The sequence below is a fragment of the Streptomyces tropicalis genome, assembly GCF_029269835.1.
Lineage (GTDB): Bacteria > Actinomycetota > Actinomycetes > Streptomycetales > Streptomycetaceae > Streptomyces > Streptomyces tropicalis.
On sequence record NZ_JARJBB010000006.1, the window covers coordinates 211467 to 237096 of the forward strand.

Genomic DNA, 25630 nt, shown 5'->3' on the forward strand with positions numbered 1-25630 from the left:
GGTCAGGCGGGTTCGGGGGCGGGCGTGGCGGGACCGCCCAGGGCGTTGCGGCGGGCCGGCATCGTCAGGGTGACCATGCGGCGCCAGCCGGCGGCCCGCTCCCAGGCGTACCGGGCGTGGATCCCGGCGGCGAGCAGCGCCGACTTCGGCGCCGGCCAGCCGAGGATGCGGCCCATGCGGGCCATGACGGCGAGGCTGACGTCGCGGTGGACGCGGATCTCGGCGAGCGCGCACGCGCGCAGGGTCCGCTGGATGGTGCGGCCGTGCCCGGCGGCGGCCAGGCGGAGCAGTTCCTCGTGGCAGTAGGCGAGGTGGTTGTCCTCGTCCTGGGCGATCATCCGGACGGCGCGGCCCAGGGCGGGGTGACCGGCGAAGTGGCGGCGCAGCAGGGCCATCTGCTCCGCGGCGCGCTGCTCGGTGACGCGGCTGTGCGCGAGGTAGACGACGATGTCGCGTTCGGTCAGCGGCTCGTCCGCGCGCAGCCTGCCGTGCGCGAGGCCGATGCCGCGGCGCTCCAGGAGCATGGTGTAGTCGGTGTCGGGGGGCACGGGGACGGGTTCCAGGCCGCGTCTGCGCAGCAGGGCGCGGAAGATGCGCCCGTGCTTGTCCTCGTCGGCGCCGTGCCGTGCGATCTTGGGCGCGAGCGCGCGCTCGCCCGGCGGCACCAGGGCGGCGATGCGCCCGTTCTCCCAGCCGCCCTGCGCCTCCCCGCTGGCCGCCACCGAGCAGAACAGCCGGAACGACTCGTCGTGGTCCAGGATCTCCTGGAACAGACTCCTGGCCGAAAGCATGGTGGGCACCTCTCTGCCGGGTCCGCCGCAGACCACTCCCCACGAGTCAAATGCGGCGGTGCAGGGGGTGCAACAGCTGTGCCGGGGCGCTGCGCCGATCGGCGGAGCACACCGGCCCGGCGCGGGGCGTAACCCCCGCGTGCCGGGCGCGTTGTTCTCCGTGACGGCCGTGGCGGGGAAGACCCCCGAGCCCCCACCACGGCCGCGGAAGACGCCCCCGGCGCTCCCGGGGGGGGTGCGGGCGCCGCCCGGGTCAGGCGAGGCCGGCGCGCTCCAGGGCCTCGGTGCCGGCGCGGAGGGACGCGAGGCGCTCGTCGAGGGTGAAGCCCGCGGGGGCCAGGGTGAGGGTGGTGACCCCGGCGGCGGCGTAGGCCTTCATCCGGTCCGCGATCCGGTCGACGGAGCCGAGCAGGGTGGTCCGGTCGATGAGGTCGTGCGGGACGGCGGCCGCGGCGCCCTGCTTGTCGCCGGACAGGTACTTGTCCTGGATCTCGGCGGCCTCCTTCTCGTAGCCCATGCGCCCGGCGAGCTGGTTGTAGAAGTTCTGCTTGCGGCTGCCCATGCCGCCGACGTAGAGGGCGGTGTAGGGGCGGAAGGCGTCGGCGAGGGCGGTGACGTCCTTGTCGTCGCCGACGGCCAGCGGCAGCGTCGGGCAGATGTCGAAGCCGTCGAGGGTCAGGCCCGCCTTCTCCCGGCCGGCCCGCAGGTGCGTGATCGCGGTGTCCTCGAGGTGGTCGGCCGAGGGGAAGATGAGGAGGGCGCCGTCGGCGATCTCGCCGGTCTGCTCCAGGTTCTTCGGGCCGATGGCGGCGACGTACAGCGGGATGTGCTCGCGCTGCGGGTGCACGGTCAGCTTGATCGGCTTGCCGGGGCCGCCGGGCAGCGGGAGCGTCCAGTGCTCACCCTCGTAGGAGAGGCGCTCCCGTGTCATGGCCCTGCGCACGATCTCGACGTACTCGCGGGTCCGGGCCAGCGGCTTGTCGAACTTGACGCCGTACCAGCCCTCGGACACCTGCGGGCCGGAGACGCCGAGGCCGAGGCGGAAGCGGCCGCCGGAGAGCGAGTCGAGCGTGGCGGCCGTCATCGCGGTCATCGCGGGCTGCCGGGCGGGGATCTGGAAGATCGCCGAGCCGACGTCGATGCGCTCGGTCTGCGCGGCGACCCAGGTGAGCACGGTGGCCGCGTCCGACCCGTAGGCCTCGGCCGCCCAGCAGACGGCGTATCCCAGCCGGTCCGCCTCCTTGGCCACGGCCAGATTGTCCGCGTCCATCCCGGCACCCCAGTAGCCGAGGTTGATCCCGAGCTGCATGCCGATACCCCTTACCGATCAGTAACGTCGCTTGTGCGGGAGACACTAGCGCGGGGTGCGGCGAAGCGGCAGGCCGCGGCGGGCGTGACGCCGGTTACCGCCCGGGGGCGGCCCACGCAATCCGGTCGTCCACAGGCGGCCCACGGCCCGGCCCCGGCCAGTAATCTCGGCGTCCATGGAGCAGAGGCATCTCGGCCGTACGGGCCTGCGCGTGTCCCGTATCGGTCTCGGCACCCTCACCTGGGGGCGGGACACCGACGAGCACGACGCCGCGGACCTGCTGAAGACGTTCTGGGAGGCGGGCGGCACGCTCGTCGACACCGCCGACGTCTACGGCGACGGCGAGGCCGAGTACCTGCTCGGGCGCCTGATGGAGGGGCTGGTGCCGCGCCGCGACCTGGTGATCTCCACGAAGGCGGGCAGCGTCCCGGACCCGGACCGCCGCTTCGACGGCTCCCGCGGCCACCTCCTGGCCGCGCTGGACGACTCGCTCGCCCGCCTCGGCACGGACCACGTCGACGTGTGGCACGTGCACGCCTTCGATCCGCACACGCCCCTGGAGGAGACCCTGCAGGCCGTCGACCTCGCCGTCACCAGCGGCCGGGTGCGCTACGCCGGCGTCTCCAACTTCTGCGGCTGGCAGCTCGCCAAGGCGGCGACCTGGCAGCTCGCGGCCCCGGGCTCCCGGACCCGGCTGGCGAGCACGCAGATGGAGTACTCGCTGCTGCAGCGCGGGGTCGAGCGGGAGGTGCTGCCGGCCGCCCGGGACCTCGGTGTCGGGCTGCTGCCGTCCTCGCCGCTGGGCCGGGGGGTGCTGACCGGCAAGTACCGCTCCGCCACACCGGCCGACTCGCGGGGCGGCTCGGACCATCTCGCGCCGTTCGTCGCGCCGTACCTAGACGACACCGCGACCCGCATCGTGGAGGCGGTGGCGACGGCGGCGGACGGGCTGGCGGTCACCCCGCTGCAGGTGGCGCTCGCCTGGGTCCGGGACCGGCCGGGGGTGGCCGCCCCGATCGTCGGCGCGCGCACGGCGCAGCAGCTCACGGCGGCGTTGTCAGTGGAGACGCTTAGTCTTCCTGACGAGATCTGCCGGGCGCTGGACGACGTGTCGGCGCCCCTGCACCGCTATCCCGATCACGACTGGAGCACGCTGTGAGCACGGAGCCGGAGACCACGGAGGAGACCGGTCCGGGGACCCCGGACCCCGCGTCGGGGGACGCGGCCCCGGACGCTCCCGCGGCCACGGGCGGCCACGACACCGGGACGGGGGCCGCGACGGACCCCGCGGAAGGGGCGGATGGGGGCGGCCGGGAGGCCCCGGAGCCGTCCGGCGCGGCCCCCGTCCCGGCGGACGGGGACGGCGCGGCCGGGGAGTCGGGCGGCCCGGGTGACGGGGGCACCGCGGCGGTCGGCGGGACGGCGAACGGGGCGGCGGACCGCGACACGGCGGACGGCGGGACCCCGGACGCCGGGACCGCGGGCGGTGGGGAGGGCGCGGCCGACGCCGCCGGACAGGAGGGAACAGGCGGTGACGGCGGGCCGTCGGAGGCCGAGGCGGAGCTCGCCGCACAGCGGGCCGAACGGGAGCGGATCGCCCGGCGCAGGGCCTCCCGGGCCGCGCCCATCGACAGCGGGGCCAAACTGAGCGGCACCGCCGCCGACCTCCTCGCTGCGGTCCGGGCCGTGGAGGGCGGGGCGCAGCCCACGGCCACGGTGTTCGCCGAGCCGGAGCCCGCCCCGCGCCGCCCCGCCCCGGAGCCGGTGCGACGCCCCGCGCCGCAGCCCGCCGCGGTTCCCGGGGCGGAGCCGGCCGCGGCCGCACCGGAGGCCGTCCGCTCCGTGCGCGACGTGCTGGCCGAGGGCGGCGCGCCCGAGTCGCTCGCTCCCCAGGCCGCGGCGCTGCTCGGCGAGGGGGCACGGGACCTGCTGCGGGCCGACCCCTGGCAGTTGCTGCGCGTCGCCGGGGTGCGGCCGGAGCAGGCCGACGGGTTCGCCCGCGCCCTGCTCGGCGACGAGTGCGGCCCGGGCGACGAGCGGCGCGGCCGCGCCGTCACCGTCTGGCTCCTCGAGCAGGCGGCCCTGGCCGGGCACACCGCACTGGAGGCGTCCGCCCTCACCGCCGCGCTGACCCGTCAGGGCGTGCCCGACCCGGACGCGGCCCTGGGCGGCGCCCTGGAGGAGGGCGACGCGCTGGTCTTCCAGGACGCCCTGACGGAGCCGGGGGCGGCGCCCCGGCGGACCGCGCCCGCGGACGGGACGGCGGACGGGGACGGCGAGGACGAGCGCCCGGTGCGTGTCCTCGTCGGTCTGGAGCGGTATGCGCTGGCCGAGGAGAGCCTCGCCGACGGACTGGCCCGGCTCGTCGGCTCGGTGCCGAAGGACGACGGCCCGGCCGGGGCGTGGGAGCGCGCCGCCGAGACGGCCCGCGGCTCCGCCGGTGAGCTGATCCGCGCGGTCGCGGGCCACGGACTGGTGCTGCACACCGGCGGCGCGGCGGCCCGCGACGAACCGGCCCGGCTGGTGCACGCCGCCCGTGGCCTCGGCCTGCGGGCCTGGGCCGCCACGCACGGCCCGCTCGGCCGCGCCGAGTTCGCGGCACAGCAGACACCGGGAGTGCAGGACGCAGGGGAGGCGCAGGCGGCGCAGGGCGCGGCGGGCGCGGGGCCGGTGGAGCCGCCGGTCGCCACGGTCGCCGGGCTCCTGTCCGGCGCCGAGGGGCCGGGCCGGGACACCGACGGCGCGCTCGCCCTCGATCTGCTCGTGGTGCTCGACGCCCCGCAGCTGGACGTCGAGACGGCGGCGCTGCTGGTGGAGTCACTGCCCGACGGGGCCCGGCTCGTGCTGTCGGGTGATCCTGCCGTGCTGTGGTCCGCGGGCCCCGGGCGGGTCTTCGCGGACCTGCTCGCGACCCGGGTGTGCCCGCAGATCGCCTCGCGGACGCCGGACCCGGGCCCGCTGGGCGAGCTGGTGTCCGGCATCGGCGTCGGCGAGCTGGCCCAGGTGGATGCGCCCGGCAAGGAGATCGTGATCGTCCCGGTGCGGGACGCGGGCGAGGCCGTGCACCGGACCGTGCAGCTCGTGGCGGACTCGGTCCCCCGGGCGATCGGGGTGCCCGCGGAGCAGACGGTGGTCATCACCCCCGGTCACGCGGGCGCCGCGGGCACCCGGGCGCTGAACGCGGCGCTGAAGGAGCGGCTCAACCCCGGTCCCGGCCGCTTCGGCGGCTTCGATCCCGGTGACCGTGTCGCCTACTCCCCCGCTCCCGGCCTTACGGTGCCGGGGCGGGTGGTGGGAGCCGACGCCGAGGGGCTGCACCTGTCGTGCCCGGGTGCCGAGGTCGTCGTGCCGCGGGAGCACGTCGAGCGGTGCGTGCGGCACGGGTGGGCGCTGACGGCGCATCAGGCGGTGGGCGGGCGCTGGCCGGCGGCGGTCGTGGTGCTGCCGGGCGACGCGTCGCAGGCGCTCAGCCGGCCCTGGGTCTACACCGCGTTCACCCGGGCGGGCCGCCATCTGTCCGTGGTGCACGGCGTCGAGCAGGCGCTGCCGCGGGCGGTGGCGGAGGTACCGGCCGCACCGCGCACCACCCGGCTGCCCACGCTGCTCGCCCCGCACGTGGCGCCGTCGGGCTGAGCGGCGGCCGCTCCGCGCGGCGCCGGGCGGCGGCGCTCCCGGCCGTACGGTTCCGGCCGGGAGCCCCACGCGGGACGCGGGCAGCGGTGTCCGGCCTTCCGGGCGGGCGTGTGCTGCCGCCCGCCCGGCCCGGTCAGCGGTCGGCGTCGATCGCCTCCAGTTCGTCGTCCCCGTCGAGAGCGGAGTCCAGCTCGTCGTCCTCGTGCTCCGCGTCGTCGTCCTCGTCCTCGTCGAGGTCCTCGTCGAAGACCGCGCTGACGTCGAAGCGGCACACCACCCGCTCGGTGTCGACCTGGTCGAAGGGCGCTTCGAGCCAGTCGCCCGGGTCCGCGGGCTCGTCGGCCGCGGTGACCCAGAGCGTGGAGTCGCCCTCCTCCAGCCCGAACTCCTTGTGCCGGGAGGCGATCTCGTCCGCCTCGAACTCGCCGAAGAGGATGCCGAGGGCCCCGTGCACGGTGCTCGAGGCCTCCTCGCCGCCCGCCGGGGCGCCGTCGGAGTCGGCCGCCTCCACCCGTTGCGCCTGGGCCCTCAGCCGCTGCGGCTCGCCGACGACGTAGTCGCGGCGGACGAGCACGCTGATGGCGTGCGGCTCGTCGGGGCCCGTGTACGGGGGCAGCGAGTCCTCGCCGGGGATCTCGAAGGGAGTGACTTCGTCGTAGCGGTCGTAGAGCAGTTCGTCGTACGTCTCCGCGGCCGCGGCCAGCTGGTTGAACGCCTCGTAGACAGCCGGGTCGTCCTCCCCCGACCTGCGTTCGACCGCGGCCAGGTGGCGGTCGAGCGCGGTCTTGACCGCCTCGGCGGCGGCGCGTACCTCGGCAGCGGTGGGCTGCGCAGCATCAGACATAGTGCAGACGCTATCCGTACCGAGGCCCAGGCCGCACAATAGATGCGATGCCGGAATACGAATTTGTCGACGTGTATGTACCCCGCGGGGTCTCCCGCAAGGAGACGACGCGCCTGTTGACGGACCACGCCGAGTACGGGCACTGGGAGCTGTACCGCCTCAGTCTGATGCGGGACGGCAGCCGCAGGGTGCGGTTGCGCCGGCGGATCATCCGCCAGGTCCGCGCCACCTGGTGAGCCGGACGGTCCGGTGACGACAGCGGGCCCCGCCGACGCGGGGCCCGCTTCGACCGTCTGCGGCCGCGGCCGGGATCTAGGACCGCCGCGCCTTGCGGTACAGCACGGCGCCGGCCAGCAGGGCACCCGCGCTCGCCGGCAGGACGGCGCCCATCGGCACGTCGCTGCCGGTGTGGGCGAGCTGGGCGGTGCTCCGCGGTGCGCTCACGGACTGGGCACCCGGCTGGCTGACGTGGGCCGAGCCTCCCGGTGTCCCGCTGCCCTTGCCGGGCGGGGTGGCCGGCGTACCCGGGTGGCCGGGGGTGCCGGGGTTGCCCGGGGTGCCGGGGTTCCCCGGATGACCGGGGTGGCCGGGCGTGCCGGGGTTCCCCGGGTGACCGGGGTGGCACGGGTGCCCGGGACGACCCGGGTGGCCGGGCGTACGCGGGGTGGCGTGGCTGCCCCCGTTGCCGCAGTCGTTGCCCGCGGCGGGGTTGCCCACGCCGACGACGTCGACGCTGTTGCCGCACACGTTGACCGGCACGTCGATCGGGACCTGGACGTGGTTGCCGGAGCCGACGCCCGGCGAGCCGCTCGTGCGGCCGCCGGCGTGCGCGCCGCCGTGGCCGGAGTCGCCGGACCCCCCGGAGGAGCCGTGGCTCCCGTGGTTGACGCAGGTGTTGCCCATCGCCGGGTTGAGCAGCCCGACGACGTCGACCGTGTTGCCGCACAGGTTGACCGGCACGTGCACCGGCGCCTGCACGGTGTTGCCGGACAGTACGCCCGGCGAACCGGACGCGGCGCCGTACGCGCCCGCGTCGGCGTGGGCGTAGCCGCTCGCCGCGGCGAGCACGCCGGTGGCGGCGGCCATGGTCATCAGGCCCTTGCGGGTGACCTGTCGCATGGTGATGAAATCCCTGCCTTCGACTTTCTCGAACCTTCCGGAAACGCGCGTCGCACCCTGATGAAAGACGTAGCGTTGCGCGCACAGACCGGGCGGCCCCGGAGCGCATGGCGCGCGCTCCGGGGCCGACCGGTTCAGACCCCCCACGGAGTCGATGGAGTCAGACCCTCACGGGGCGCACCACGTCAGTGGTTGATGCAGGTGTTGCCGAAGGCGGGGTTCAGGAGCCCGATCACGTTGACCGTGTTGCCGCACACGTTGACCGGCACGTGCACGGGGACCTGAATGACGTTGCCGGAGGCGACGCCGGGGGAACCCGCGGCGGCACCCTGGGCACCGGAGTCGGCGACGGCCAGGCCCGCGCCTGCGAGAACGAGTCCACCCGTGACAGCGGCGGCGGCGACGACCTTCTTGATCATTATTCCTCCTCGTTGACAAAAGCGATCTCGTCTTACTGATCGCGATACCTGTAACGAGGAGGGAGTAATGGAGCTACGAGCTTATCGTCGCATTCACCCGTCCCGGTGATCTCCGCACACGCGGCCGATTACCGGGACGGGAGGGGCGGGCGAGCGGGGTCAGGAGAGGTCGAGGAAGCGGTCGAGCACGCGCACGCCGAACTTCAGGCCCTCGACCGGGACCCGCTCGTCGACGCCGTGGAACATGCCGGCGAAGTCCAGCTCCGGCGGCAGCTTCAGCGGCGCGAAGCCGAAGCCCCGGATGCCCAGGTCGTCGAAGGACTTGGCGTCCGTGCCGCCCGAGAGCATGTACGGAACGGCCTTGGCGGACGGGTCCTCGGCCAGCAGCGCGGACTGCATCGCCGCCACCAGCGGCCCGTCGAAGGTGGTCTCCACCGCCTTGTCGGAGTGCACGTCCTCGCGCCGGACCGAGGGTCCGAGGATCCGGTCCACGTCGGCGAGGAACTCCTCCTCGTGGCCGGGCAGGAACCGGCCGTCGACGTGCGCCGTGGCCTCGCCGGGGATGACGTTGACCTTGTAACCGGCGCCCAGCTGGGTGGGGTTGGCCGTGTTGCGCAGGGTCGCGCCGATGAGCTTGGCGATGCCGCCCAGCTTGGCGAGGGTGCTCTCCATGTCGTCCGCGTCCAGCTCGATGCCGAGCGCGTCGCCGAGCTCGTCGAGGAAGGCGCGGGTGGTCTTGGTGACCCGTACCGGGAAGGTGTGCCGCCCCAGCCGCGCCACGGCCTCGGACAGCTCGGTGATCGCGTTGTCCCGGTGGACCATCGACCCGTGCCCGGCCGTGCCGGCCACGGTCAGCTTCATCCAGTGCATGCCCTTCTCGGCCGTCTGGATCAGGTAGAGCCGCCGCTGCTCGCTGACGGTGAAGGAGAAGCCTCCGACCTCGCTGATCGCCTCGGTGACGCCCTCGAACAGCTCGGGGTGGCGGTCGACCAGGTGGCGGGCACCGTACGTGCCGCCCGCCTCCTCGTCGGCGAGGAAGGCCACGACGACGTCCCGCGGGGGCCTGCGGCCGCTGCGCAGCCGGTCCCGGACCACCGCGAGGGTCATCGCGTCCATGTCCTTCATGTCGACGGCGCCGCGGCCCCACACGCACCCGTCGGCGACCTCACCGGAGAAGGGGTGGTGCGTCCAGTCGTCGGCGTTGGCCGGGACGACGTCGGTGTGGCCATGGATGAGCAGTGCCGGCCGCGAGGGGTCCTCGCCCTCGATGCGGGCCACGGTGGAGGCCCGGCCCGGGTGGGACTCGAAGATGCGTGGTTCGAGCCCCACCTCGGCGAGCTTCTCGGCGACGTACTCGGCGGCCTTGCGCTCGCCCGGACCCGAGTGGTCGCCGTAGTTGCTGGTGTCGATCTGGATCAACTCGCGGCAGAGGTCCACCACCTCGTCCTCGCCGGTGACGCCCCTGGCCGTGCCCGTCTCGCTCACGCTGCTTCCTCCCGCTCGGTGCCGGTGGCCCACCTCGGGTGCCGGTGGTCCTCCTCATCCTCCCTCTCCCCGGGCGCCGCCCCAAGACGGCCCCCGCCCCGTCACGTGCCGTTCATCCGCAGGCGGGGGTGATCAGGGCACCTCGAAAGCCTGGTAATGTTTCCTTCGTCGCCGCGGGGAGGACCGCGCACGACAGACACCTTGTCCGGGTGGCGGAATGGCAGACGCGCTAGCTTGAGGTGCTAGTGCCCTTTATCGGGCGTGGGGGTTCAAGTCCCCCCTCGGACACCAGCTGAGACCCCTGTTCACCAGGGGTCTTCTGCTTTTCCGCGACCGTTTCGCCGAGCCGTGCACGCAGCCGCCCGGCGGCCAGGCCGACCGCCGCGCCGACGGCGACCACGAAGCCGCCGAGGAGCAGGAAGTAGACCGCCGGCGGCAGGACGGCCGTGAGCCGGTAGAGCTGGCCGCCGACCACGACGCCGACCGCTCCGAAGAGACCGTTCACCGCGAGGAGGCGGCCGGTGCTGCCGGGCGGGGCGACCTCCGCGGCCAGGGCCAGGCCGGCCGGGGCCAGCGCCAGTTCGCCCGCCGAGTAGAGCAGGTAGACCAGCACCAGCCACTGGGGGCCGACCGGGCCCCGCTCCGCCAGGCGGGCGGCCACTGCCATCAGCAGGAAGGCGGATCCGGCGGCGGCCAGCGCGCCCGCGAACTTCGCGGGTGTCCCGGCCGTCGGCCCGGGCGGGCGGCCCGGCCGCCGCCGGAGGCGGGCGAACAGGGGCGCGGCGAGCAGCACGAAGAGCGGGTGCAGGGACTGGAACCAGCTGGCCGGGACCTCGAGTCCGAACAGCTCGCGGTCGGTCTGCCGGGCGGCGAAGAGGCTGAGCGCCGATCCGCTCTGGGCGAAGATCATCCAGAATGCCGAGGACGCCGCCATCAGCACGGTGAAGGCTCCCAGGCGCCTGCGCAGGGCCGGACCCGTGGCGGGATCCTCGGCGAGGGTGCGGCGCAGCGAGCGCAGGTAGGCGAACGGCAGGACGACCGTGGCCAGGCCCAGTACGGCGAGCAGCGCCGTGGGCGGGAGCACACCGAGGGCCACCGGGGCCGCCAGGACCGCGCCGGCCGCCGCGGTCGCGGCGGCGCGGCGGCGGACCACTGCGGCCTCGGCGGGGGTGACCGGCCGGGCCGGGCGGGCGCCGAGCCCGCCGAGTCCGCGCAGCCCGAGGGAGAACTGCAGCAGGCCCGTCAGCATGCCGACGGCGGCCGCCGCGAAGCCGAGGTGCCAGGCGACGCGTTCGGCGAGCAGTCCGGTGACCACGGGGGCGATCAGGGCGCTGACCTGGATGCACACGTAGAAGAGCGAGAAGTCGGCCTCGCGGCGGGCCGGCCCCGCGCCGCCGGCCTCGGCCACCATGGCGGCCAGGGCCGGCTTGACGAGGCCGGTTCCCACGACGACGAGCAGGAGGCCGGCGTAGAGCGTGGTCCCGGCGGGGGCCGCGAGCACCAGGTGCCCGCAGCTGATGAGCGACCCGCCGAGCAGGACGGCCCGGCGGCCGCCGAGCACCCGGTCGGCCAGCCAGCCGCCGGGCAGCCCGGCGAGGAAGCTCAGGGACATGTACGCCGCGAAGACCGCGGTCGCGGACTGCGGTGCCATGCCCTGGCCGCCCCGCGCGGGCGACGCGGTGAGGTAGAGCACGAGGATCGCCGCCATCCCGTAGAAGCTGAAACGCTCCCACAGGTCGACCGCGAGCAGGGCGCCGAATCCGCGGCGCCTGCCCGTGGCCGGGCCGGTGGTCCCGCCTCTCGCCGGCGGTGCGGTGGTCGGACCGGGCACGGGCGTCACCGGGCCGGCTTGAGCGCCACTCCGGCCAGCATGGCCAGGTCCGGGTCGGGGCGCCCGCCGGGGTCGGGACGCCACAGCGGGGCGCGTACCACGCCGGGCGACAGCAGGTCGAAGCCGTCGAAGAGGGCGGTCAGTTCACCGGTGCTGCGCCAGATCACCTGGCTGACCGCGCCCCGGTACTGCTCGGCCGCCTCCGGTGCGGCCTGCGGGACCTCCTCGGCGCCGGCGTGGGAGAGGACCAGTGCGCTGCCGGGGGCCAGCGGCGCGGTGTACTGCCGGACCAGGTCGAGGGGGTCGTCGCCGTCGGGTACGAAGTGCAGGACGGCGGCGAGGATCAGGGCGACCGGGCGGTCGAAGTCGATGAGCCGGCGGGTGTCGTCGGCCTCCAGGATCTCGCGCGGCTTGTACAGGTCGCCCTGGAAGACCGCGGCCCGCGGCTCGCCGGCGAGGAGCGCCCGGCCGTGGGCGACCGCCACCGGGTCGATGTCGGTGTAGACGACGGTGCTGTCGGGGTGGGCGGCGAGGGCGACGTCGTGGACGTTGCCCTCCGCGGGGATGCCGGAGCCGATGTCCAGGAACTGGCGGATGCCGAGGGCGGACAGTTCGCGTACCGAGCGGCGCAGGAAGGCGCGGTTGGCCCGCAGGGTGGCGACGAGTTCGGGGTTGCCCGCCGCGACCCGGTCGCCGAGTTCCCGGTCGGCGGGGAAGTTGTGGGTGCCGCCGATCCAGTAGTCGTACACCCGGGCGATGCTGGGGGTGTCGATGTCCACCTCCGGCGGTGCCCAGGCGGGTCGTTCGGTGGTCGGACGTTCCACGTGAGTCTCCTGAGGTCGTGGGTGAGGGGCCGGGCGGGCGGCGGGTGGGCCGCCGTGCGGCGGGGTTCAGGTGCCGGACGGGCCGGTGCGCACCGGGAGCTCCTCCAGGCCGCGCATCATCAGGCTGCTGCGCCAGCGCAGGGCCGAGTCGTCCACGGCGAGGCGGAGTCCGGGGAAGCGGGCGAAGAGGCGGCCGATGACGATCCGGCCCTCCAGGCGGGCCAGCGGGGCGCCGAGGCAGTGGTGGATGCCGTGGCCGAAGGCGACCGAGGCGCTGGAGGGGCGGGTGACGTCCAGGCGGTCGGGGTCGGTGTAGCGGTCCGGGTCGCGGCCGGCGGCGCCGAGGGAGATGGTGACGAACTCGCCCTCGGGGATGACCACGGAGCCGACCTCGACGGGTTCGGTGGTGAAGCGCCAGGTGGCGTTGGTGACCGGTCCGTCGTACCGCAGGAACTCCTCGACGGCCGCAGGCCACAGGGTGGGGTCCGCGGCGAGCTGCTCGCGCACCCGGGGGTGCCGGAGGACGGCGAGGGTGCCGTTGCCGATGAGGTTGACGGTGGTCTCGTGGCCGGCGACGAGCAGCAGGAAGGTCATGGAGATCAGCTCGTCGTCGGAGAGCTGGTCGCCCTGCTCGCCGACCTGGACCAGGTCGCTGAGCATGTCGTCGGCGGGGTCGCTGCGCTTGCCGGCGATCAGGTCCTGCAGGTAGGCGATCATCGAGACGCTGGCGTCGCGCACCTCCTCGGTGCCGGCGCCGGAGACCAGCAGGTTCGACCAGCGGCGGAAGGCGGCCCGGTCGTCCGGGGGCACGCCGAGCAGCCAGCAGATGACGGTGAAGGGCACCGGGAAGGCGAGCGCCTCCATCAGGTCCACGGGCTCGTCCGCGGGCAGGGCGTCCAGCAGGGTGTCGGTGAGTTCGGTGATCCGGGGCCCGAGCGCCTCCACGCGGCGGGCGGTGAAGGCGCGGCCGACGAGCCGGCGCAGACGGGTGTGGTCGGGCGGGTCGCTGTCCAGCATGTGCACGCTGAGGACCTGCGGGAACTGGGCGTGGTTCCCCGACTCGGCGAGGAAGGCGCGCTGTTTCTCGGGGTCGGCGAAGTTGCGCGGGATGAGGTCGCGGCCGACCCTCATGTCCTTGCTGAGCCGGGGGTCGGCAAGCAGGGTGCGGGCATGCTCGTACCCGGTGACCAGCCAGGTGCGCAGGCCGTTGGGGGTGACGACGGGCACGGCCGGGGCGCTGGTGCGCAGTTCGGCCAGGGCCCGGTGCGGGTCCTGGTGGAAGGCGGGGGTGAACAGTTCGAGGGGCGGGGGCGCCGGCCGGGGGGCCGGGCTCTGTGCGGCGGGCATCCTCAGGCTCCTTCCACGGCGGGGACGGGCTGCTCGCCCTCGTAGCGGGCGAGTTCCCGGTAGATCTCGAAGGGCCGGTCCCGCTCCAGGTCCCGGAAGGGGCGCAGGGGCGCGGTCTGGTCCTTGTGGGCGGCGCCGCGTTCCCAGGCCTCGAAGGCGTCCCAGTCGGCCCACCGGCTGACGACGACCAGCGCGCGGGGGTCGCCGACGGCGTGCAGCAGCCGGTTGCCGAGCAGTCCGGGCGTGCCCGCCATGCGCCGGCTGGCCTCGTGGTAGGCGGTGACGACCTGCCCGGCGTCGTCGCTGAGGTGGTGCAGCACCACCTCGACGGGGGCGGCGGTCATCGGGCGGGGCCTGCGGCGCCGGCGAGGGCGGCGACCACGTGCATGGTGGTCATGGAGCCGCCGGAGCGGTAGGGGTGGAGCTTCTTGCGGTGCTCCAGGTGCCGGTCGCTGGTCTCGAAGGCCCGGAAGCGCGGCTCGTCGAGCCAGTCGCTGACGATGTAGTAGATGCCGTTCTCCTCGGCGCTGCGGGAGAGCCACTGGCCGAGGTTGGCGGGGTGGCCGGTGACGGAGTCGCCGACCTCCCTCCACACCTTCTCGAAGTCGTCCTCCATGCCGGGCCTGATCTCCATGCGGAGCATGACCCGGAAGACCTGGTCGGTCATGTCAGATCCCCCCGTCGACGTTGAGCGTCTCGCCGGTGATGTAGGCGGAGGCGTCGCTGAGCAGGAACAGCACGGGGCCGGCGAGTTCGCCGACGGTGCCCAGCCGGGCGAGGGCGGTCTTCTGGGCGTAGGTGGCGCGCAGGCCGGCGGCGCGGTCGGCGGGCATCGCGTCGAAGGCCTCGGTCTCGATGACGCCGGGGGCGACGACGTTGACGCGGATGCCGCGCGGGCCGAGCTCCTTGGCGAGGGAGCGTGTGAGGCCGGTCATGGCGGCCTTGGCGGCGGTGTAGTGGGCGCGCAGGGGTATGCCGGCGGCGGCGCCGCGGGAGCCGATGTTGACGACGGAGGAGCCGGTGCCGAGGAGCGGGAGCGCCTGCTGGATGACCCGGTAGGCGGCGGTGAGGTTGGTGTCGATGATCCGGGACCACTCCTCGGCGGGCAGCTCCGCGAAGGGGATGTGGCTGATCACGCCGGCGTTGTTGACGACGCCGTCGAGGCGGCCGAAGCGGTCCTTGACCTCGCCGAGGAGACGGTCCACCTCGGCGGTGTCGCCGACGTCGGCGCGCAGGACGTGGTGGTCGCCGGGGGTCTCCTTGAGGGCGGCCGCGAGGGAGTCGACGGCGTCGCTGTCCTTCTGGTGGCAGGTGACGACGTCGGCGCCGGCGCGGGCGGCGGCCAGGACGATGCCGCGGCCGATGCCCCGGCTGCCGCCGGTGACGAGCAGCTTCTTGCCGTGCAGTGCGAGTTCCACGGGATTTCCCTTCGTTGCGGACTGCGGTGCGGGGCGGGGCTGAGGTCAGACGCAGCCGTCGACGTGGATGTTCTGGCCGGTGACGTAGGCGGCGTGGTCGCTGACGAGGAACAGCACCGTGCGGGCGATGTCGTCGACGGTGCCGAGGCGGCCGAGGGCGGTGAAGGAGGAGAACATGCGGCGTTCCCGCTCGGCGTCGGCCTCGGGCATGTCGTCGAGGGCCTCGGTGGCGATGCGGCCGGGCGAGACGGTGTTGACGCGGATGCCCCGCGGGCCCAGTTCGCGGGCGAGGGAGCGGGTCATGCCGACCAGGGCGGCCTTCACGGCGGTGTAGTGGACGCCGCCGGCCATGCCGAGGAAGGCGACGGTGGAGCCGATGTTGACGACGCTGGAGCCGGTGTCCAGGAGCGGCAGGGCGCGCCGGGTCACCAGGTGGGCGGCGGTGAGGTTGCCCTGGAGGGTGGCGGCCCAGTCGGCGTCGCCGAGGTCGGCGTAGGGGGTGGGGCGGAAGGCGCCCGCGTTGTTGACGACGGCGTGCAGGCCGTCGCCGCTCGCCTCGCACTCGGCGACCAGCCGGTCGACGTCGGCGGCGTCGGCCGCGTCGGCGCGCAGCACCTGGTGCTTGCCGGGGGTGCGGGCGAGTTCCTGCTCCAGGGAGGCGACGGCGGGGCCGGGGGTGCGGTAGCAGGTGACGACGTCTGCGCCGGCGCGGGCGGCGGCCAGGACGATGCCGCGGCCGATGCCCCGGCTGCCGCCGGTCACCAGCAGCCGCCGGCCCTGGAGCCGGCGGCCGGCGCGGGCCGCCGCCTCCACCTTGGCCTTGATCAGCCGCATCTGCACGGCGGTGTTGCGGTTGAGGCGCTCGGTCATGCCGGCGTCGTCGATCGGGGCCCCGGGCTTCATCGCGAAGTCCTGGATCCAGCGCATGTGGACGCCGTCGGGCCGCTGTTCGTACTCCCAGCGGATGTCCATGTGGTCGAAGGGGCCGGTCTCGACGCGGCGGGCCGCGACGGTGCGGGCGGCGGGGTCGGGGGTGCGTTCGGAGACCCAGCTCCAGACGGTGCCGTTCTCGTCGGGGTGCAGGGCGAGGCGGAAGGTGACCGTGTCGCCGTCCCGGCCGAGGATCTCCGCGGACCGGTACTCGCTGAACAGCTGCGGCCAGGAGGCCACGTCGTTGGTCATGGACCACACCAGGTCCATGGGCGCGTCGATGACGATCGCGTTGTCGGTGTGGCCGGCCATCAGGCGTGCACCTCCGCGAGGCGGGCCCGCACGTAGGCCAGGGCCTCGTGCGGGGTCTGGGTGTGGGCGAGGTCGCCGTCGGGGATGTCGATGCCGTACTCGCGCTCGATGCGGTTGGCGAGTTCGAGCAGGGCGAGGGAGTCGTATCCGAGGTCGGCGAACGGGGTGTCGGCGAAGTCCGCGCCGTCGAGGTCGGTCTGTTCGTCGACGCCCGCGCTCGCGCGCAGGATGCGCCGGATGTCGTCGAGGGTGAACTCGGCCATCAGGTGCCGCCTTCCGGTGGTCGTGGTGGGGTGGTGGGTCACTTCTCGGGGTCGCGGCGGTCGCCGGCGCCGACGAGCAGGGCGGACGTGAAGCCGCCGTGGCCCCGGGCGAGGACCAGCGCGGTGCGCGGGCCGGTCCGGCGCGGGTGGTGGAGCACGAGGTCGATGGCGCATCCGTCGGCGGGGCGCGCCAGTCCGGCGGTGTGCGGGACGACGCCGGCGGTGAGGGCGAGCAGCGCGGTCGCCACGTCGAGTGCGGCACCGCCGGCGTACATCCGTCCGGTGAGCGTCTTCGGCGCGGTGACCGGCACTCCGCCGGGTCCGAACACCTCGGTGATCGCGCGGGCTTCGGCGAGGTCTTCGGCGGGCACCCCCGCCGCGTCCGCGAAGACCACGTCCACGTCGCCCGGTGCGAGGGAGGCGTCGGCGAGGGCCCGCCGGATCACGGACGCGAGCACCGCGTGCCGGGTCCCGTCCGGGCGGGGGCCGGTGGCCGGGTCGAACCCGGCCGCGTAGCCGAGGAGTTCGCCGTACGGCCGCACCCCGCGGTCGCGGGCGGACGCGGCGCTCTCCACGACGAGCATCGCGCCGCCCTCGCCGGGGACGAAGCCGGAGGCGGCCGCGTCGAAGGGCAGGTAGGCGCGGGCCGGGTCGTCCTCGGTGGACAGCTGCCCGGAGGACAGCTGCGCCACCAGTCCGTACGGGCAGAGCGAGGCGTCGGTGCCGCCGCTGAGGACGAGCCGGGAGCCGGTGTCGAGCAGCCGGCGGGACTGGCCGAGGGCGTCGAGGCCGCCCGCCTGCTCGCAGGCGATCACCCCGCAGGGGCCGCGCATGCCGTGCCGGATGGAGACCTGGCCGGTGGTGGCGGCGTAGAACCAGGCGATGGACTGGTAGGCGCCGACCCAGGAGGAGCCCTGCTGGTACAGGTTCTCCATCTCGTGCTGGCCGAACTCGGTGCCGCCGGAGGAGCTGGCGGTGACCACGGCCATCTCGTACTCGGGCAGCCGGGCCGGATCGGCGGTCGCGTCGGCCAGGGCGGCCTCGGCGGCGGCGAGCGCGAAGTGCGTGAACCGGTCGGTCTGCGGGATCAGGCGGCCCGGTATCTGCTCGGCGGCCCGGAAGCCGGGCACCTCGCCGGCGATGCGGGCGGGGTAGCGGGTCGGGTCGAAGCGGGTGATCCGGCCGAGGCCGCTCTTGCCCGCGAGGACGGACTCCCAGTGGCGGGCCGCGCCGATGCCGGTCGGTGCGATCACCCCGAGCCCGGTGACCACGGCCCGGCCCCGGGGGCCCGGGCGTATGCCGGAGGCGCTCATGCGGCCTCCTTCCGTGCGGGGCGCCGTGCGGCGCGGCGGGCGGGGCGCGGTTTCGGGCGGACGTCCGCGGGCCGGCCGAGGACCATCGCGGTCTGGAAGCCGCCGAAGCCGCTGCCGACGCTGAGCACCCGTTCCATGCGGTGCTCGCGGGCCGTCACCGGGACGTAGTCCAGGTCGCACTCGGGGTCGGGGACGGCGAGGTTCGCGGTCGGCGGGACGACCTGGTGGCGCAGGGCGAGGGCGCAGGCGGCGATCTCCAGCGAGCCGATCGCGCCGAGGCTGTGCCCGATCATCGACTTGATGGAGCTGACGGGCACCTCGTGGGCGCGCGGGCCGAGGCTGCGCTTGAACGCGGCCGTCTCGTGGCGGTCGTTCTGCTTGGTGCCGGAGCCGTGGGCGTTGATGTAGTCGATGTCGCCCGGGTCGAGCGCGGCGCGGTCCAGGGCGACCCGGATGGCCTCGGCCATCTCCCGGCCGTCGGGTTTGAGTCCGGTCATGTGGAAGGCGTTGCTGCGTCCGGCGAAGCCGAGGATCTCGGCGTACACGGTGGCGCCGCGGCGCCGTGCGGACTCGGCCTCCTCGATCACCATGACGGCGGAGCCCTCACCGAGGACGAATCCGTCGCGCCGCCCGTCGAAGGGACGGGAGGCGTGCCGGGGGTCGTCGTTGTTGGGGGTGGTGGCCTTGATGGCGTCGAAGCAGGCGGAGGTGATGGGCGACAGCGGGGCGTCGGTCGCGCCGGCGAGCACGACGTCCGCGGAGCCCTCCTCGATCAGCTGGACGCCGTGTCCGATGGCGTCGAGTCCGGAGGTGCAGCCGGTGGAGATCAGGGCGACCGGTCCCTGCGCGCCGGCCAGCCGGGCCACTTCGACGGCGAGGGTGCTGGGCACCATGTAGCCGTACAGGTGGGGCACGCCGTAGCTGTGGTCGACCAGCCACGTGCGGCCGCCGTCGGAGAGGACGGCGTACTCCTCCTCCAGGCCCATGGTGCAGCCGACGGCGCTGCCGATGCTGACGCCGACCCGGGCGGGGTCGGCGGCGGGCAGGTCGATGCCGCTGTCCTCGACGGCCTCGCGGGCCGCGACGACCGCGAACTGCCCGGCCCGGTCCATGCGGCGGACCTCCTGCGGGGTGAGTCCGGCGGCGAGCGGGTCGAAGTCGCATTCCGCGGCGACCTGGGAGCGGAATCCGGTGGCGTCGAAGAGGCTGATCCTCCGGGTGGCGGTGCGTCCGGCGGTGAGCAGGTCCCAGTAGGCCTCGCGGCCGTGGCCGCCGGGGGCGACGGCGCCGACGCCGGTGATGACCGCGCGCCGCTGCGGGCGGGTCATCGGGCGTCACCGACGTCCGGGTTGCCGGCCGCGGCGTCGAGCGGCTGCTCGGTGTCGATGTGGCCCAGCTCGGGGCGCGGGGCGAGCGGCGACAGGTGGAAGACCACCTCGGCGGGCACGGTGCCGGTGTTGACCAGGCGGTGCCGGACGCCGATGGGCACCAGCAGCGAGTCCCCGGGGCCGAGCACGACGGGCGCGCCGTCCAGCCGCATCTCCAGGCTGCCCTGCACCACGTGCAGGAACTCCTCGGAGTACGGGTGGAGGTGCTCGGTGACGTACTCGCCGGGGCCGAGCCGCAGCACCCCGCCGAATCCGGAGCTGCACCCGACGGTGCGGGGGCTGAGGGTGACGCGGATGTCCCCGCCGCGCTTGGTGTTGGCGGCGACCGTGTCCACGTGCACCCTGGTGGTGGCGGGGGCGCTCACTGGGCACCTCCGCGGTGGGCGGCGGTCGGGGCGTCGACGACGGGGCCCTGGTCCGGGGTCCAGGAGTAGAACGGGACGGCCATGGCGTCCTTGGGCTCGCGCCAGTCCGGGTCGTAGGGCGAGATGAACCGGCCGAGGCGGGTGTTGATGTCGGCGTAGAGCGGGTGGCTGCGCGCCTTGTAGAGGTGGGGCGCGATGTCCTGGTCCGCCTCGACGAGGTGGAAGTACAGGTCGTGGAAGGCGAAGAGGGTCCGCCTCGACACACCGACCATGTGCGGCAGTTCGGTGCTGTCCGAATCGGCGAACACCTCGGCGACGCCCTGGGCGTCGGCAAGGTTCATCCTGGCCACGATCAGCGTTCGGTGCACGGTGTCCTCCCGGGCTTGTCTCCTTGGCGTTCACCCTGGTCGGCATGGGTCGAGGCAGTCTGGAAGGCTCCTGGAGAACCGCTGGGCGCGGTGGCCTGCGGCACCAGCGGCCGGACAGCACCGCGGCCCGCCGCACACGGGGTGCGACGGGCCGGTGGTCCGGGCTGGTGGCTGCGGGGCCGGGCGGGCCCGGCCGGGTGCGGCTAGCCGCGCGGGGCCGCGGTCTTGAGGAGGGTGACCCGGGCGGCGGCGTGCCGGTCCGCCGCGCCGCCCGGAGCGGCGCCGTGGGCCGGGCCGCCCGGGGCCAGGCCGCCCCCGCCGTCGTGCCGCAGCTGGAGCAGGGCCTGCCGGGTGAGCCCGGGCACCGCGTACACCGGGTCGGACCCCGGCGGCAGGACCTCCTCGACCAGGTGGACGTCCACCAGGTATTCGAGCAGGGTCTCGGCGTCGGCGGCGCGGCCGGGCAGCAGGGCCCGCACCTCGTCGATGCGCCAGCGGGGCCTGCTGCGGGTGAGCAGCAGGTGGAGCAACTCGCGGTACTCGCCGGACAGGTGCCGGTAGCTGGACTCCACCGTGCTCATCAGGGACTGGGTGCCCGCCGGGAGCTCCAGCAGCAGCCGCTGGTTGGTGCGCAGCCGGTCCACCAGGCGGGCGGCCGACCAGCCGGGCCGGGCGGCGAGCCGGCCGGCGACGGCCCGGACCGCGAGCGGCAGGCCCTCGCACATCCGGATCAGTTCGTGGACCGCGCCACGGTCCTCCCGCTGGCTGCGGTCCTGGGCGACCCGGTTGTAGAGCTGGAGGGACTCGTCCCGGGAGAGGGCGGGCAGCACGATCTTGCGGCCGGTGGAGAGGCTGTGCGCCCGGTACCGGTTGGTGGCGATCACCGCGCAACCGGCGCCGCCGGGCATCACGGCGCGCAGCTGGGACGCGGCGAGCACGTCGTCGACCACCACGAGCACCCGGCGGTCGGCGGTCCAGCTGCGGAAGAGCCGGCTCAGCTCGTCGAGGCCGGAGGGCTGTTTCTCGCGGCCGATGCCGCAGGCGCCGAGGCAGGCGGACAGCACGTCGGTGAGCTGCTCGGAGCCGTCGCCCACGGTGGACAGGTCGATGAAGAGCTGCCCGTCGGGGAAGTAGGGCCGCAGCCGGTGCGCGGCCCGGATGGCGAAGGCGCTCTTGCCGACGCCGGGCGGGCCGTGGACCTCGGCCACCCGCATGCCGGTGCCCGCGCGGTCGCCGCCGAGGAAGGCCTCCAGCTGCGCGAGCTGGTGCTCCCGTCCCACGAAGTCGCCGATGTCGTGCGGGAGCTGGGCGGGCCTGGGGGCGGCGGGGCGGGGGCCGGGCGCGGCCGGGGCGGCGGTGCGGGAGCGGCCCGCGGCGGCGGTGAGCGCGCCGCGGTCGGCGAGCACCTCCTGGTGCAGCTTCTGCAGCTGGAGCGAGGGCTCCAGGCCCAGTTCGTCGACGAGGTGGCCGCGCAGGGTGCGGAAGACCTCGAGGGCGTCGGGCCGGCGGCCGCAGCGGTGCAGGGCCCGCATCAGCTGTCCGGCGAAGGCCTCGTGGGTGGGGTGCGCGCCGAAAGCCTGGGCCAGTTCGTCCAGGACGACCTGGTGGCGGCCGAGGTCGAGTTCGAGGGCGAAGCGCTGCTCCTGGACGTTCTTGCGGCGCTCCTCGAGCTGGGTGGACCAGGCCGACAGGCGCCGGCCGGAGCTGACGTCGACGAGTGCGGGGCCCCGCCACACGCCGAGCGCCTCCTTCAGGGTGCGGGCCGCCTCCTCGCGGGCACCGGTGCGCTGGTGGGCCTTTCCGCGCTCGACGAGCAGCTCGAAACGGTAGGCGTCGACGGCCTGCTTGTCGTGCAGCCGCAGTTCGTACCCTCCGACCCGGGTGAGCAGTGCGGGGAATCCGTGGGGCGGGCGGGAGCCGAAGGGAGCGCCGTGCTGTCCGGTGGCCAGCAGCAGCCTGCGGCGCAGTTGATAAATGTAGGTTTGCAGGGTGGTCAGCGCGCTGAACGGCGGGTGGTCCTCCCACAGTTCCTCGCACAGCTGGTCGACGCTGACCAGCGAGTTGGCATTGAGCACCAGCAGGGCCAGCACTTGGCGCAGCTTCGGGGCCGACGGTGTCACGTCGTCTCCGTCCCTGCACACCCGCATGGAGCCCAGCAGACCGATCTCTATCACTACGTTCCCCCTGTTTGTGCCGCCTTGTAGGCCACCAGCCGCTAACGGGCCCAGATGTCCGGCATCGTGTCGGCTGTTCACCTTCCTACACCAGAGCGCCATTCGTGAAACGCCGTCATGACGCACCACGAGAGCTGAGATTTGGACACGCACACGGTCGCCGTATGCGCCGTGCGGGCTTTATTGAAAAGACGAATAAAAAGAATTCAACAAACGTCGCCGGGGGAGGCGGGAAAGACTGGGAGTGGCTGAATTCGGGAGGCGGCCGGGCACCCCGGAGGGAGCGTCCGGCCGAAACTGCATGACTTATCACACCTTATTCCCTCTCACACATCGATGACAAGTGGCACATGTCTCCGGCATGGCGGGAACGCCCCGGCGGTCTCCCGCGGCTCGTTCCCGCCACGCACCGCCCCGGCTCAGCACCGCAGTTCGACCCCGTACGCCGTCAGCCAGGTGTTCAGCTGGAGCACCATCTCCATGCTGGCGCGCTCCACCCAGGCGAACGCCCCGCTCGGGGCACCGGCGGCGTCGAGCGCCGCGCTGGTCGCCCCGGTGTCCAGCAGCGGGGCGACGGGCGCGGACGGGTCCTTGGCCAGCTCGCCGAACCGGTGCCGCACGAACTCACCGTAGGCCGCCTCCTGCACCGTCGGATAGGCACTCTTGGGCCGCTGCAGGACCTGCCGGGGCAGCAGGTCGGCGACGGCCGACCGCAGCAGGCTCTTCTCCTGGCCGCCGACCCGCTTCATCCCGGCCGGCACGTTGTAGACGTACTCCACGAGCGCCCGGTCGCAGAACGGCGGCCGCAGCTGCACCCCGTGCGCCATGCTCATCCGGTCCGCGCGGTCCAGGTGCGTCGGCGCCCACCGGGTCAGGGCCAAGTAAGTGATCTCCCGCGCCCGCCGCTCGGCCGGCTGCTCGCCCGGCACGTGCGGCACCTCGGCCAGCGCGTCCCTGTAGTGCTGGTCGGCGTACTCCATGAAGTCCAGCTCCCGGCGCAGGCCGCGGTCGACCAGCGAGCAGCCGAGGCCGCCGGCGGCCGCGTCGTGGCCGCGCTCGAAGGAGATCCAGGGAAACGTCGTGGAGTTGCTGTGCTTCGGGTCGTACGACCAGAAGTACCCGTTGAAGACCTCGTCGGCGGTCTCGCCGGAGAGCACGGAGGTCACGCCCGCCTCGCGCAGCGCCTCGAAGAAGAGCAGCAGGGAGACGTCCATGTCCCCGAGCGGCGAGGGCGTGTCCTGGCAGCGCAGGGCCGCCTCGTGCACCCGCGGGTCGGTCAGCGCGGCGGTGTCCAGCAGGATCTCGGTGTGGTCGGTGCCGATGTGCTCCGCGGCAAGTGCCGCGTAGGGCGCGTCGGGTGTGGCGCGCATCGTCGGGTGGGGCTCGAAGTTCTCCGCGTAGCCGCGGAAGTTGACCGAGAACGACCGCAGGCGGCCGGAGCCGGAGGCGGTGACCGCGCGGGCCGCGAGGGCGGTGAGCGCGCTGGAGTCGATGCCCCCGGAGAGCATCGCACCGACCGCGACGTCCGCCCGCAGATGCGTGGCGACCGCCTCGCCGAGCAGCCGGCGCACGGTGGCCACGGTGGCCTCCAGCGTGTCCTCGTGCGGCCGGGCGGGCAGCGACCAGTAGCGCCGCCGGCCGGTGCCGGAGCGCCGGACGGTCAGCACATGGCCCGGGAGCACCTCGCACATGCCGCGGAACACCCCGGTGCCCGGCTTGCGGCTGTGCGCGAACAGTTCGCGCAGCCCGTCGGCGTCCACCACCGGGCGGACGGCTGGGTGCGCCAGCAGCGCCTTGGGCTCGGAGCCGAAGAGCACGCCCGAGGGGGTCAGGTGGTATGCCAGCGGCTTCACCCCGAGCCGGTCGCGCACCAGGTGCAGCTCCTCGCGGCGTACGTCCCACACCGCGAGGGCGAACAGGCCCTCCAGGTGTGCGGCGAAGTCCGCTCCCCACTCCAGGAAGGCGTGCAGGGCCACCTCGGCGTCGCTGCGGCCGGTGAACCGGTGGCCGCCGGCGGCCAGCCGGCTGCGCAGTTCGGGCTCGTTGGTGATCGCGCCGTCCAGCACCAGCACGGCCAGAGGCCGCCCGTCCTCGGACTCGGCGACGGCGGGCTGCCGTCCGTGGGCGCGGTCGAGCAGGGCGAGCCGCCGGTGCGCGAGCGCCGCGTGGCCCTCGATCCACTCCCCCGGCCCGTCGGGGCCGCGGTGGGCCAGGGTGTCCGCCATGGCCCGTACGGTGGCTGCCTCGGGCACCAGGTCCCGCTCGAAGTCCACCCAGCCGGCCAGTCCGCTCATCGTGGGGTCCTCTCGTTCGCAGTCTCGGATGCTTGCGGTGTGCCGTGGGCGGGCGGTGCCGCCGCCGCATCACCCGCCCCCGCCCTCCCGGCGCTCCCGCCGCCGGGGGCCGGTGCGTCGGTCCCGACCGTCACCAGGGACAGTCCGTGGCGCTCCACCGCCGTGCGGAACGCGGCGAGTCCGGGCGTCCCGCCGCCGCGCACGGCGACGCCCAGCCGCCGCGGTGCCGCGTCCCCGTACCTGCGGTACAGCTCCAGGTAGCCGCGGGCCGTGCGCTCGGGGTCCGTCAGCAGGGTGAAGCGGGCGGGCCACCGTCGCCCCTGCCAGGTCAGGGCGCCGTCCGCACCGCCGGCGAAGTTGAGCCGCCAGCCGCTGCCGGTGGCGACGACCAGCGCGTCGCCGAGTGTGTGCACGCCCGCGGGCACGGTGTACGCGCGGCCGGTGCGCCGGCCGGTGAAGTGCAGCAGGGCCAGGCGCGCGCCCACCGGGCCCGGGTCCGGGCGGGAGAGCAGCTCCCGCATCCGGGCGTCGGCGGCCGCCCGCTCCTCCCCCTCGGGCAGGTCCCGGACGATCTCGGCGGTCACGACAGCACCACCGCGGCCGCCGTCAGCGTGCAGCCCGCGACCGCGCAGCAGGTGCGCACGAGGTGCCAGCCCCGCCAGGCCGGCCGGGGGTCGCGCCAGTGGGGGCCGAGGTCCTCCGGGCGGGTCTGCTTCACCCGGCGGTTCATGGGGACGTTCCTGGTCTGCGACACCACGGCGACCCCGGCCATGGACACCGCCGCCAGCGCGAACAGCAGCCGGGCGGCGCCGTCGGCGCGGACCGCGAAGCCGACGTCGATGGCGGTGGAGCCGGTCACGATGAAGGGCATGATCCGGTCGTAGCGCCTGCCGAGCAGCCGGTGGGTGTCCACGTACCGCTCCGGGGTCATCGCGATCAGCGCGGGCATCACGCTGAGCGCGACCGCGAACAGCACCCCCGCCACCAGGCCGGTGCCCAGGAGCACCAGCACACTCAACGCCTCCACCATGGTTCGGGTCCTCCTCGAAGGTGCCAGGGGCACGGGTCGGTCGGGCTCGGGCGACTCGAACCTGTCAGCCGCGCCTCGGGCACCACTCGAATCCGCCTGGGGGCACTCCGTGCCGTGACCGGCGCGTCCGGAGCGGGCACGAGTCCGGTTCGAGCGGGCGGCGGTTGCATCGG

General features: G+C 74.5%; 24 protein-coding genes, 1 tRNA gene and 2 pseudogenes. 4 read left to right on the plus strand and 23 right to left on the minus strand.

The window, feature by feature from the left end:
* Positions 1–2: 2 nt before the first annotated feature.
* Both P3H78_RS14780 and P3H78_RS14785 read right to left on the minus strand, forming a co-directional pair.
* Positions 3–791 (minus strand): ferritin-like domain-containing protein, encoded by a 789-nt coding sequence (locus P3H78_RS14780; protein ID WP_276109418.1) that lies wholly within the window; start codon positions 789–791, stop codon positions 3–5.
* Between the two features lie 253 nt (positions 792–1044).
* On the minus strand, positions 1045–2100 hold the full coding sequence (locus tag P3H78_RS14785; protein WP_276109419.1) for an LLM class F420-dependent oxidoreductase: 1056 nt from the start codon (positions 2098–2100) through the stop codon (positions 1045–1047).
* Positions 2101–2275: 175 nt separating this feature from the next.
* Here P3H78_RS14785 and P3H78_RS14790 point away from each other — a divergent pair, with 175 nt between their 5' ends.
* Together P3H78_RS14790 and P3H78_RS14795 are read left to right on the plus strand one after the other, a co-directional pair.
* On the plus strand, positions 2276–3259 hold the full coding sequence (locus P3H78_RS14790) for an aldo/keto reductase (RefSeq protein ID WP_276109420.1): 984 nt from the start codon (positions 2276–2278) through the stop codon (positions 3257–3259).
* Complete coding sequence (locus P3H78_RS14795; RefSeq protein ID WP_276109421.1) at positions 3256–5733, plus strand: helix-hairpin-helix domain-containing protein; 2478 nt, start codon at positions 3256–3258, stop codon at positions 5731–5733. Before P3H78_RS14790 ends, P3H78_RS14795 begins: the two co-directional genes overlap by 4 nt.
* Positions 5734–5866: 133 nt before the next feature.
* Here P3H78_RS14795 and P3H78_RS14800 read toward each other — a convergent pair whose 3' ends face one another.
* Positions 5867–6577: a hypothetical protein gene (locus P3H78_RS14800; RefSeq protein ID WP_276109422.1), complete on the minus strand. Its 711-nt coding sequence runs from the start codon at positions 6575–6577 to the stop codon at positions 5867–5869.
* Between the two features lie 47 nt (positions 6578–6624).
* On the opposite strand from P3H78_RS14800, the gene P3H78_RS14805 reads away from it, so the two are divergent.
* Positions 6625–6813, plus strand: a complete 189-nt coding sequence (locus tag P3H78_RS14805) for a DUF5703 family protein (protein ID WP_276109423.1) — start codon at positions 6625–6627, stop codon at positions 6811–6813.
* Between the two features lie 76 nt (positions 6814–6889).
* Here P3H78_RS14805 and P3H78_RS14810 read toward each other — a convergent pair whose 3' ends face one another.
* The 3 genes from P3H78_RS14810 to P3H78_RS14820 form a co-directional block, all read right to left on the minus strand.
* Positions 6890–7696, minus strand: coding sequence for a chaplin (locus tag P3H78_RS14810; protein ID WP_276109424.1), 807 nt, complete (start codon positions 7694–7696; stop codon positions 6890–6892).
* Between the two features lie 185 nt (positions 7697–7881).
* Positions 7882–8115, minus strand: coding sequence for a chaplin ChpH (gene chpH, locus P3H78_RS14815; protein WP_276109425.1), 234 nt, complete (start codon positions 8113–8115; stop codon positions 7882–7884).
* A 159-nt stretch (positions 8116–8274) separates the two neighbouring features.
* The gene (locus P3H78_RS14820; RefSeq protein ID WP_276109427.1) at positions 8275–9600 is read right to left on the minus strand and encodes a M20/M25/M40 family metallo-hydrolase; all 1326 of its coding nucleotides are present in this window, start codon (positions 9598–9600) and stop codon (positions 8275–8277) included.
* A gap of 203 nt (positions 9601–9803) precedes the next feature.
* On the opposite strand from P3H78_RS14820, the gene P3H78_RS14825 reads away from it, so the two are divergent.
* Positions 9804–9891: transfer RNA gene (locus P3H78_RS14825), tRNA-Leu, on the plus strand.
* Between the two features lie 145 nt (positions 9892–10036).
* Here P3H78_RS14825 and P3H78_RS33385 read toward each other — a convergent pair.
* The 17 genes and pseudogenes from P3H78_RS33385 to P3H78_RS14910 form a co-directional block, all read right to left on the minus strand.
* A pseudogene (locus tag P3H78_RS33385) lies at positions 10037–11515 on the minus strand (peptide MFS transporter); the annotation flags it as partial.
* The gene (locus P3H78_RS14835) at positions 11437–12255 is read right to left on the minus strand and encodes an SAM-dependent methyltransferase (RefSeq protein ID WP_276109429.1); all 819 of its coding nucleotides are present in this window, start codon (positions 12253–12255) and stop codon (positions 11437–11439) included. The gene P3H78_RS14835 and the pseudogene P3H78_RS33385, both read right to left, overlap by 79 nt.
* A gap of 66 nt (positions 12256–12321) precedes the next feature.
* Entirely contained in the window at positions 12322–13602 is a 1281-nt protein-coding gene (locus tag P3H78_RS14840; protein ID WP_276109430.1) for a cytochrome P450 family protein, read from the minus strand.
* A gap of 2 nt (positions 13603–13604) precedes the next feature.
* Complete coding sequence (locus P3H78_RS14845; protein ID WP_276109431.1) at positions 13605–13946, minus strand: antibiotic biosynthesis monooxygenase family protein; 342 nt, start codon at positions 13944–13946, stop codon at positions 13605–13607.
* Positions 13943–14269: an antibiotic biosynthesis monooxygenase family protein gene (locus P3H78_RS14850; RefSeq protein ID WP_276109432.1), complete on the minus strand. Its 327-nt coding sequence runs from the start codon at positions 14267–14269 to the stop codon at positions 13943–13945. The genes P3H78_RS14845 and P3H78_RS14850 overlap by 4 nt, the downstream gene beginning before the upstream one ends.
* Before the next feature lies 1 nt (position 14270).
* Complete coding sequence (locus P3H78_RS14855; protein ID WP_276109433.1) at positions 14271–15020, minus strand: SDR family NAD(P)-dependent oxidoreductase; 750 nt, start codon at positions 15018–15020, stop codon at positions 14271–14273.
* A gap of 45 nt (positions 15021–15065) precedes the next feature.
* On the minus strand, positions 15066–15833 hold the full coding sequence (locus P3H78_RS14860; protein ID WP_276109584.1) for an SDR family NAD(P)-dependent oxidoreductase: 768 nt from the start codon (positions 15831–15833) through the stop codon (positions 15066–15068).
* Positions 15816–16262: pseudogene (locus P3H78_RS14865) on the minus strand (SRPBCC family protein); the annotation flags it as partial. The gene P3H78_RS14860 and the pseudogene P3H78_RS14865, both read right to left, overlap by 18 nt.
* Positions 16262–16525: an acyl carrier protein gene (locus tag P3H78_RS14870; protein ID WP_276109434.1), complete on the minus strand. Its 264-nt coding sequence runs from the start codon at positions 16523–16525 to the stop codon at positions 16262–16264. The pseudogene P3H78_RS14865 and the gene P3H78_RS14870, both read right to left, overlap by 1 nt.
* Positions 16526–16563: 38 nt before the next feature.
* Positions 16564–17838, minus strand: a complete 1275-nt coding sequence (locus P3H78_RS14875; RefSeq protein ID WP_276109435.1) for a ketosynthase chain-length factor — start codon at positions 17836–17838, stop codon at positions 16564–16566.
* Positions 17835–19166, minus strand: coding sequence for a beta-ketoacyl-[acyl-carrier-protein] synthase family protein (locus P3H78_RS14880; RefSeq protein ID WP_276109436.1), 1332 nt, complete (start codon positions 19164–19166; stop codon positions 17835–17837). Before P3H78_RS14880 ends, P3H78_RS14875 begins: the two co-directional genes overlap by 4 nt.
* A complete protein-coding gene (locus P3H78_RS14885; protein ID WP_276109437.1) occupies positions 19163–19591 on the minus strand; it encodes a cupin domain-containing protein in 429 nt (142 codons plus the stop codon). Before P3H78_RS14885 ends, P3H78_RS14880 begins: the two co-directional genes overlap by 4 nt.
* Positions 19588–19959: a TcmI family type II polyketide cyclase gene (locus P3H78_RS14890; protein WP_276109438.1), complete on the minus strand. Its 372-nt coding sequence runs from the start codon at positions 19957–19959 to the stop codon at positions 19588–19590. The genes P3H78_RS14885 and P3H78_RS14890 overlap by 4 nt, the downstream gene beginning before the upstream one ends.
* Positions 19960–20162: 203 nt before the next feature.
* On the minus strand, positions 20163–22133 hold the full coding sequence (locus P3H78_RS14895; RefSeq protein ID WP_276109439.1) for an AfsR/SARP family transcriptional regulator: 1971 nt from the start codon (positions 22131–22133) through the stop codon (positions 20163–20165).
* A gap of 419 nt (positions 22134–22552) precedes the next feature.
* Complete coding sequence (asnB, locus tag P3H78_RS14900) at positions 22553–24427, minus strand: asparagine synthase (glutamine-hydrolyzing) (RefSeq protein ID WP_276109440.1); 1875 nt, start codon at positions 24425–24427, stop codon at positions 22553–22555.
* Complete coding sequence (locus P3H78_RS14905; RefSeq protein ID WP_276109441.1) at positions 24424–25011, minus strand: PNPOx family protein; 588 nt, start codon at positions 25009–25011, stop codon at positions 24424–24426. Before P3H78_RS14905 ends, asnB begins: the two co-directional genes overlap by 4 nt.
* A complete protein-coding gene (locus P3H78_RS14910; protein ID WP_276109442.1) occupies positions 25008–25457 on the minus strand; it encodes an anthrone oxygenase family protein in 450 nt (149 codons plus the stop codon). The genes P3H78_RS14905 and P3H78_RS14910 overlap by 4 nt, the downstream gene beginning before the upstream one ends.
* Between the last annotated feature and the right edge of the window lie 173 nt (positions 25458–25630).

What these genes read in the sequence shown, in the direction of transcription:
- P3H78_RS14780 (WP_276109418.1), bottom strand. Translation starts at nt 791, where the DNA reads ATGCTTTCGGCCAGGAGTCTGTTCCAGGAGATCCTGGACCACGACGAG.
- P3H78_RS14785 (WP_276109419.1), bottom strand. Translation starts at nt 2,100, where the DNA reads ATGCAGCTCGGGATCAACCTCGGCTACTGGGGTGCCGGGATGGACGCG.
- P3H78_RS14790 (WP_276109420.1), top strand. Translation starts at nt 2,276, where the DNA reads ATGGAGCAGAGGCATCTCGGCCGTACGGGCCTGCGCGTGTCCCGTATC.
- P3H78_RS14800 (WP_276109422.1), bottom strand. Translation starts at nt 6,577, where the DNA reads ATGTCTGATGCTGCGCAGCCCACCGCTGCCGAGGTACGCGCCGCCGCC.
- P3H78_RS14805 (WP_276109423.1), top strand. Translation starts at nt 6,625, where the DNA reads ATGCCGGAATACGAATTTGTCGACGTGTATGTACCCCGCGGGGTCTCC.
- P3H78_RS14810 (WP_276109424.1), bottom strand. Translation starts at nt 7,696, where the DNA reads ATGCGACAGGTCACCCGCAAGGGCCTGATGACCATGGCCGCCGCCACC.
- chpH (WP_276109425.1), bottom strand. Translation starts at nt 8,115, where the DNA reads ATGATCAAGAAGGTCGTCGCCGCCGCCGCTGTCACGGGTGGACTCGTT.
- P3H78_RS14840 (WP_276109430.1), bottom strand. Translation starts at nt 13,602, where the DNA reads ATGCCCGCCGCACAGAGCCCGGCCCCCCGGCCGGCGCCCCCGCCCCTC.
- P3H78_RS14845 (WP_276109431.1), bottom strand. Translation starts at nt 13,946, where the DNA reads ATGACCGCCGCCCCCGTCGAGGTGGTGCTGCACCACCTCAGCGACGAC.
- P3H78_RS14850 (WP_276109432.1), bottom strand. Translation starts at nt 14,269, where the DNA reads ATGACCGACCAGGTCTTCCGGGTCATGCTCCGCATGGAGATCAGGCCC.
- P3H78_RS14870 (WP_276109434.1), bottom strand. Translation starts at nt 16,525, where the DNA reads ATGGCCGAGTTCACCCTCGACGACATCCGGCGCATCCTGCGCGCGAGC.
- P3H78_RS14875 (WP_276109435.1), bottom strand. Translation starts at nt 17,838, where the DNA reads ATGAGCGCCTCCGGCATACGCCCGGGCCCCCGGGGCCGGGCCGTGGTC.
- P3H78_RS14880 (WP_276109436.1), bottom strand. Translation starts at nt 19,166, where the DNA reads ATGACCCGCCCGCAGCGGCGCGCGGTCATCACCGGCGTCGGCGCCGTC.
- asnB (WP_276109440.1), bottom strand. Translation starts at nt 24,427, where the DNA reads ATGAGCGGACTGGCCGGCTGGGTGGACTTCGAGCGGGACCTGGTGCCC.
- P3H78_RS14910 (WP_276109442.1), bottom strand. Translation starts at nt 25,457, where the DNA reads ATGGTGGAGGCGTTGAGTGTGCTGGTGCTCCTGGGCACCGGCCTGGTG.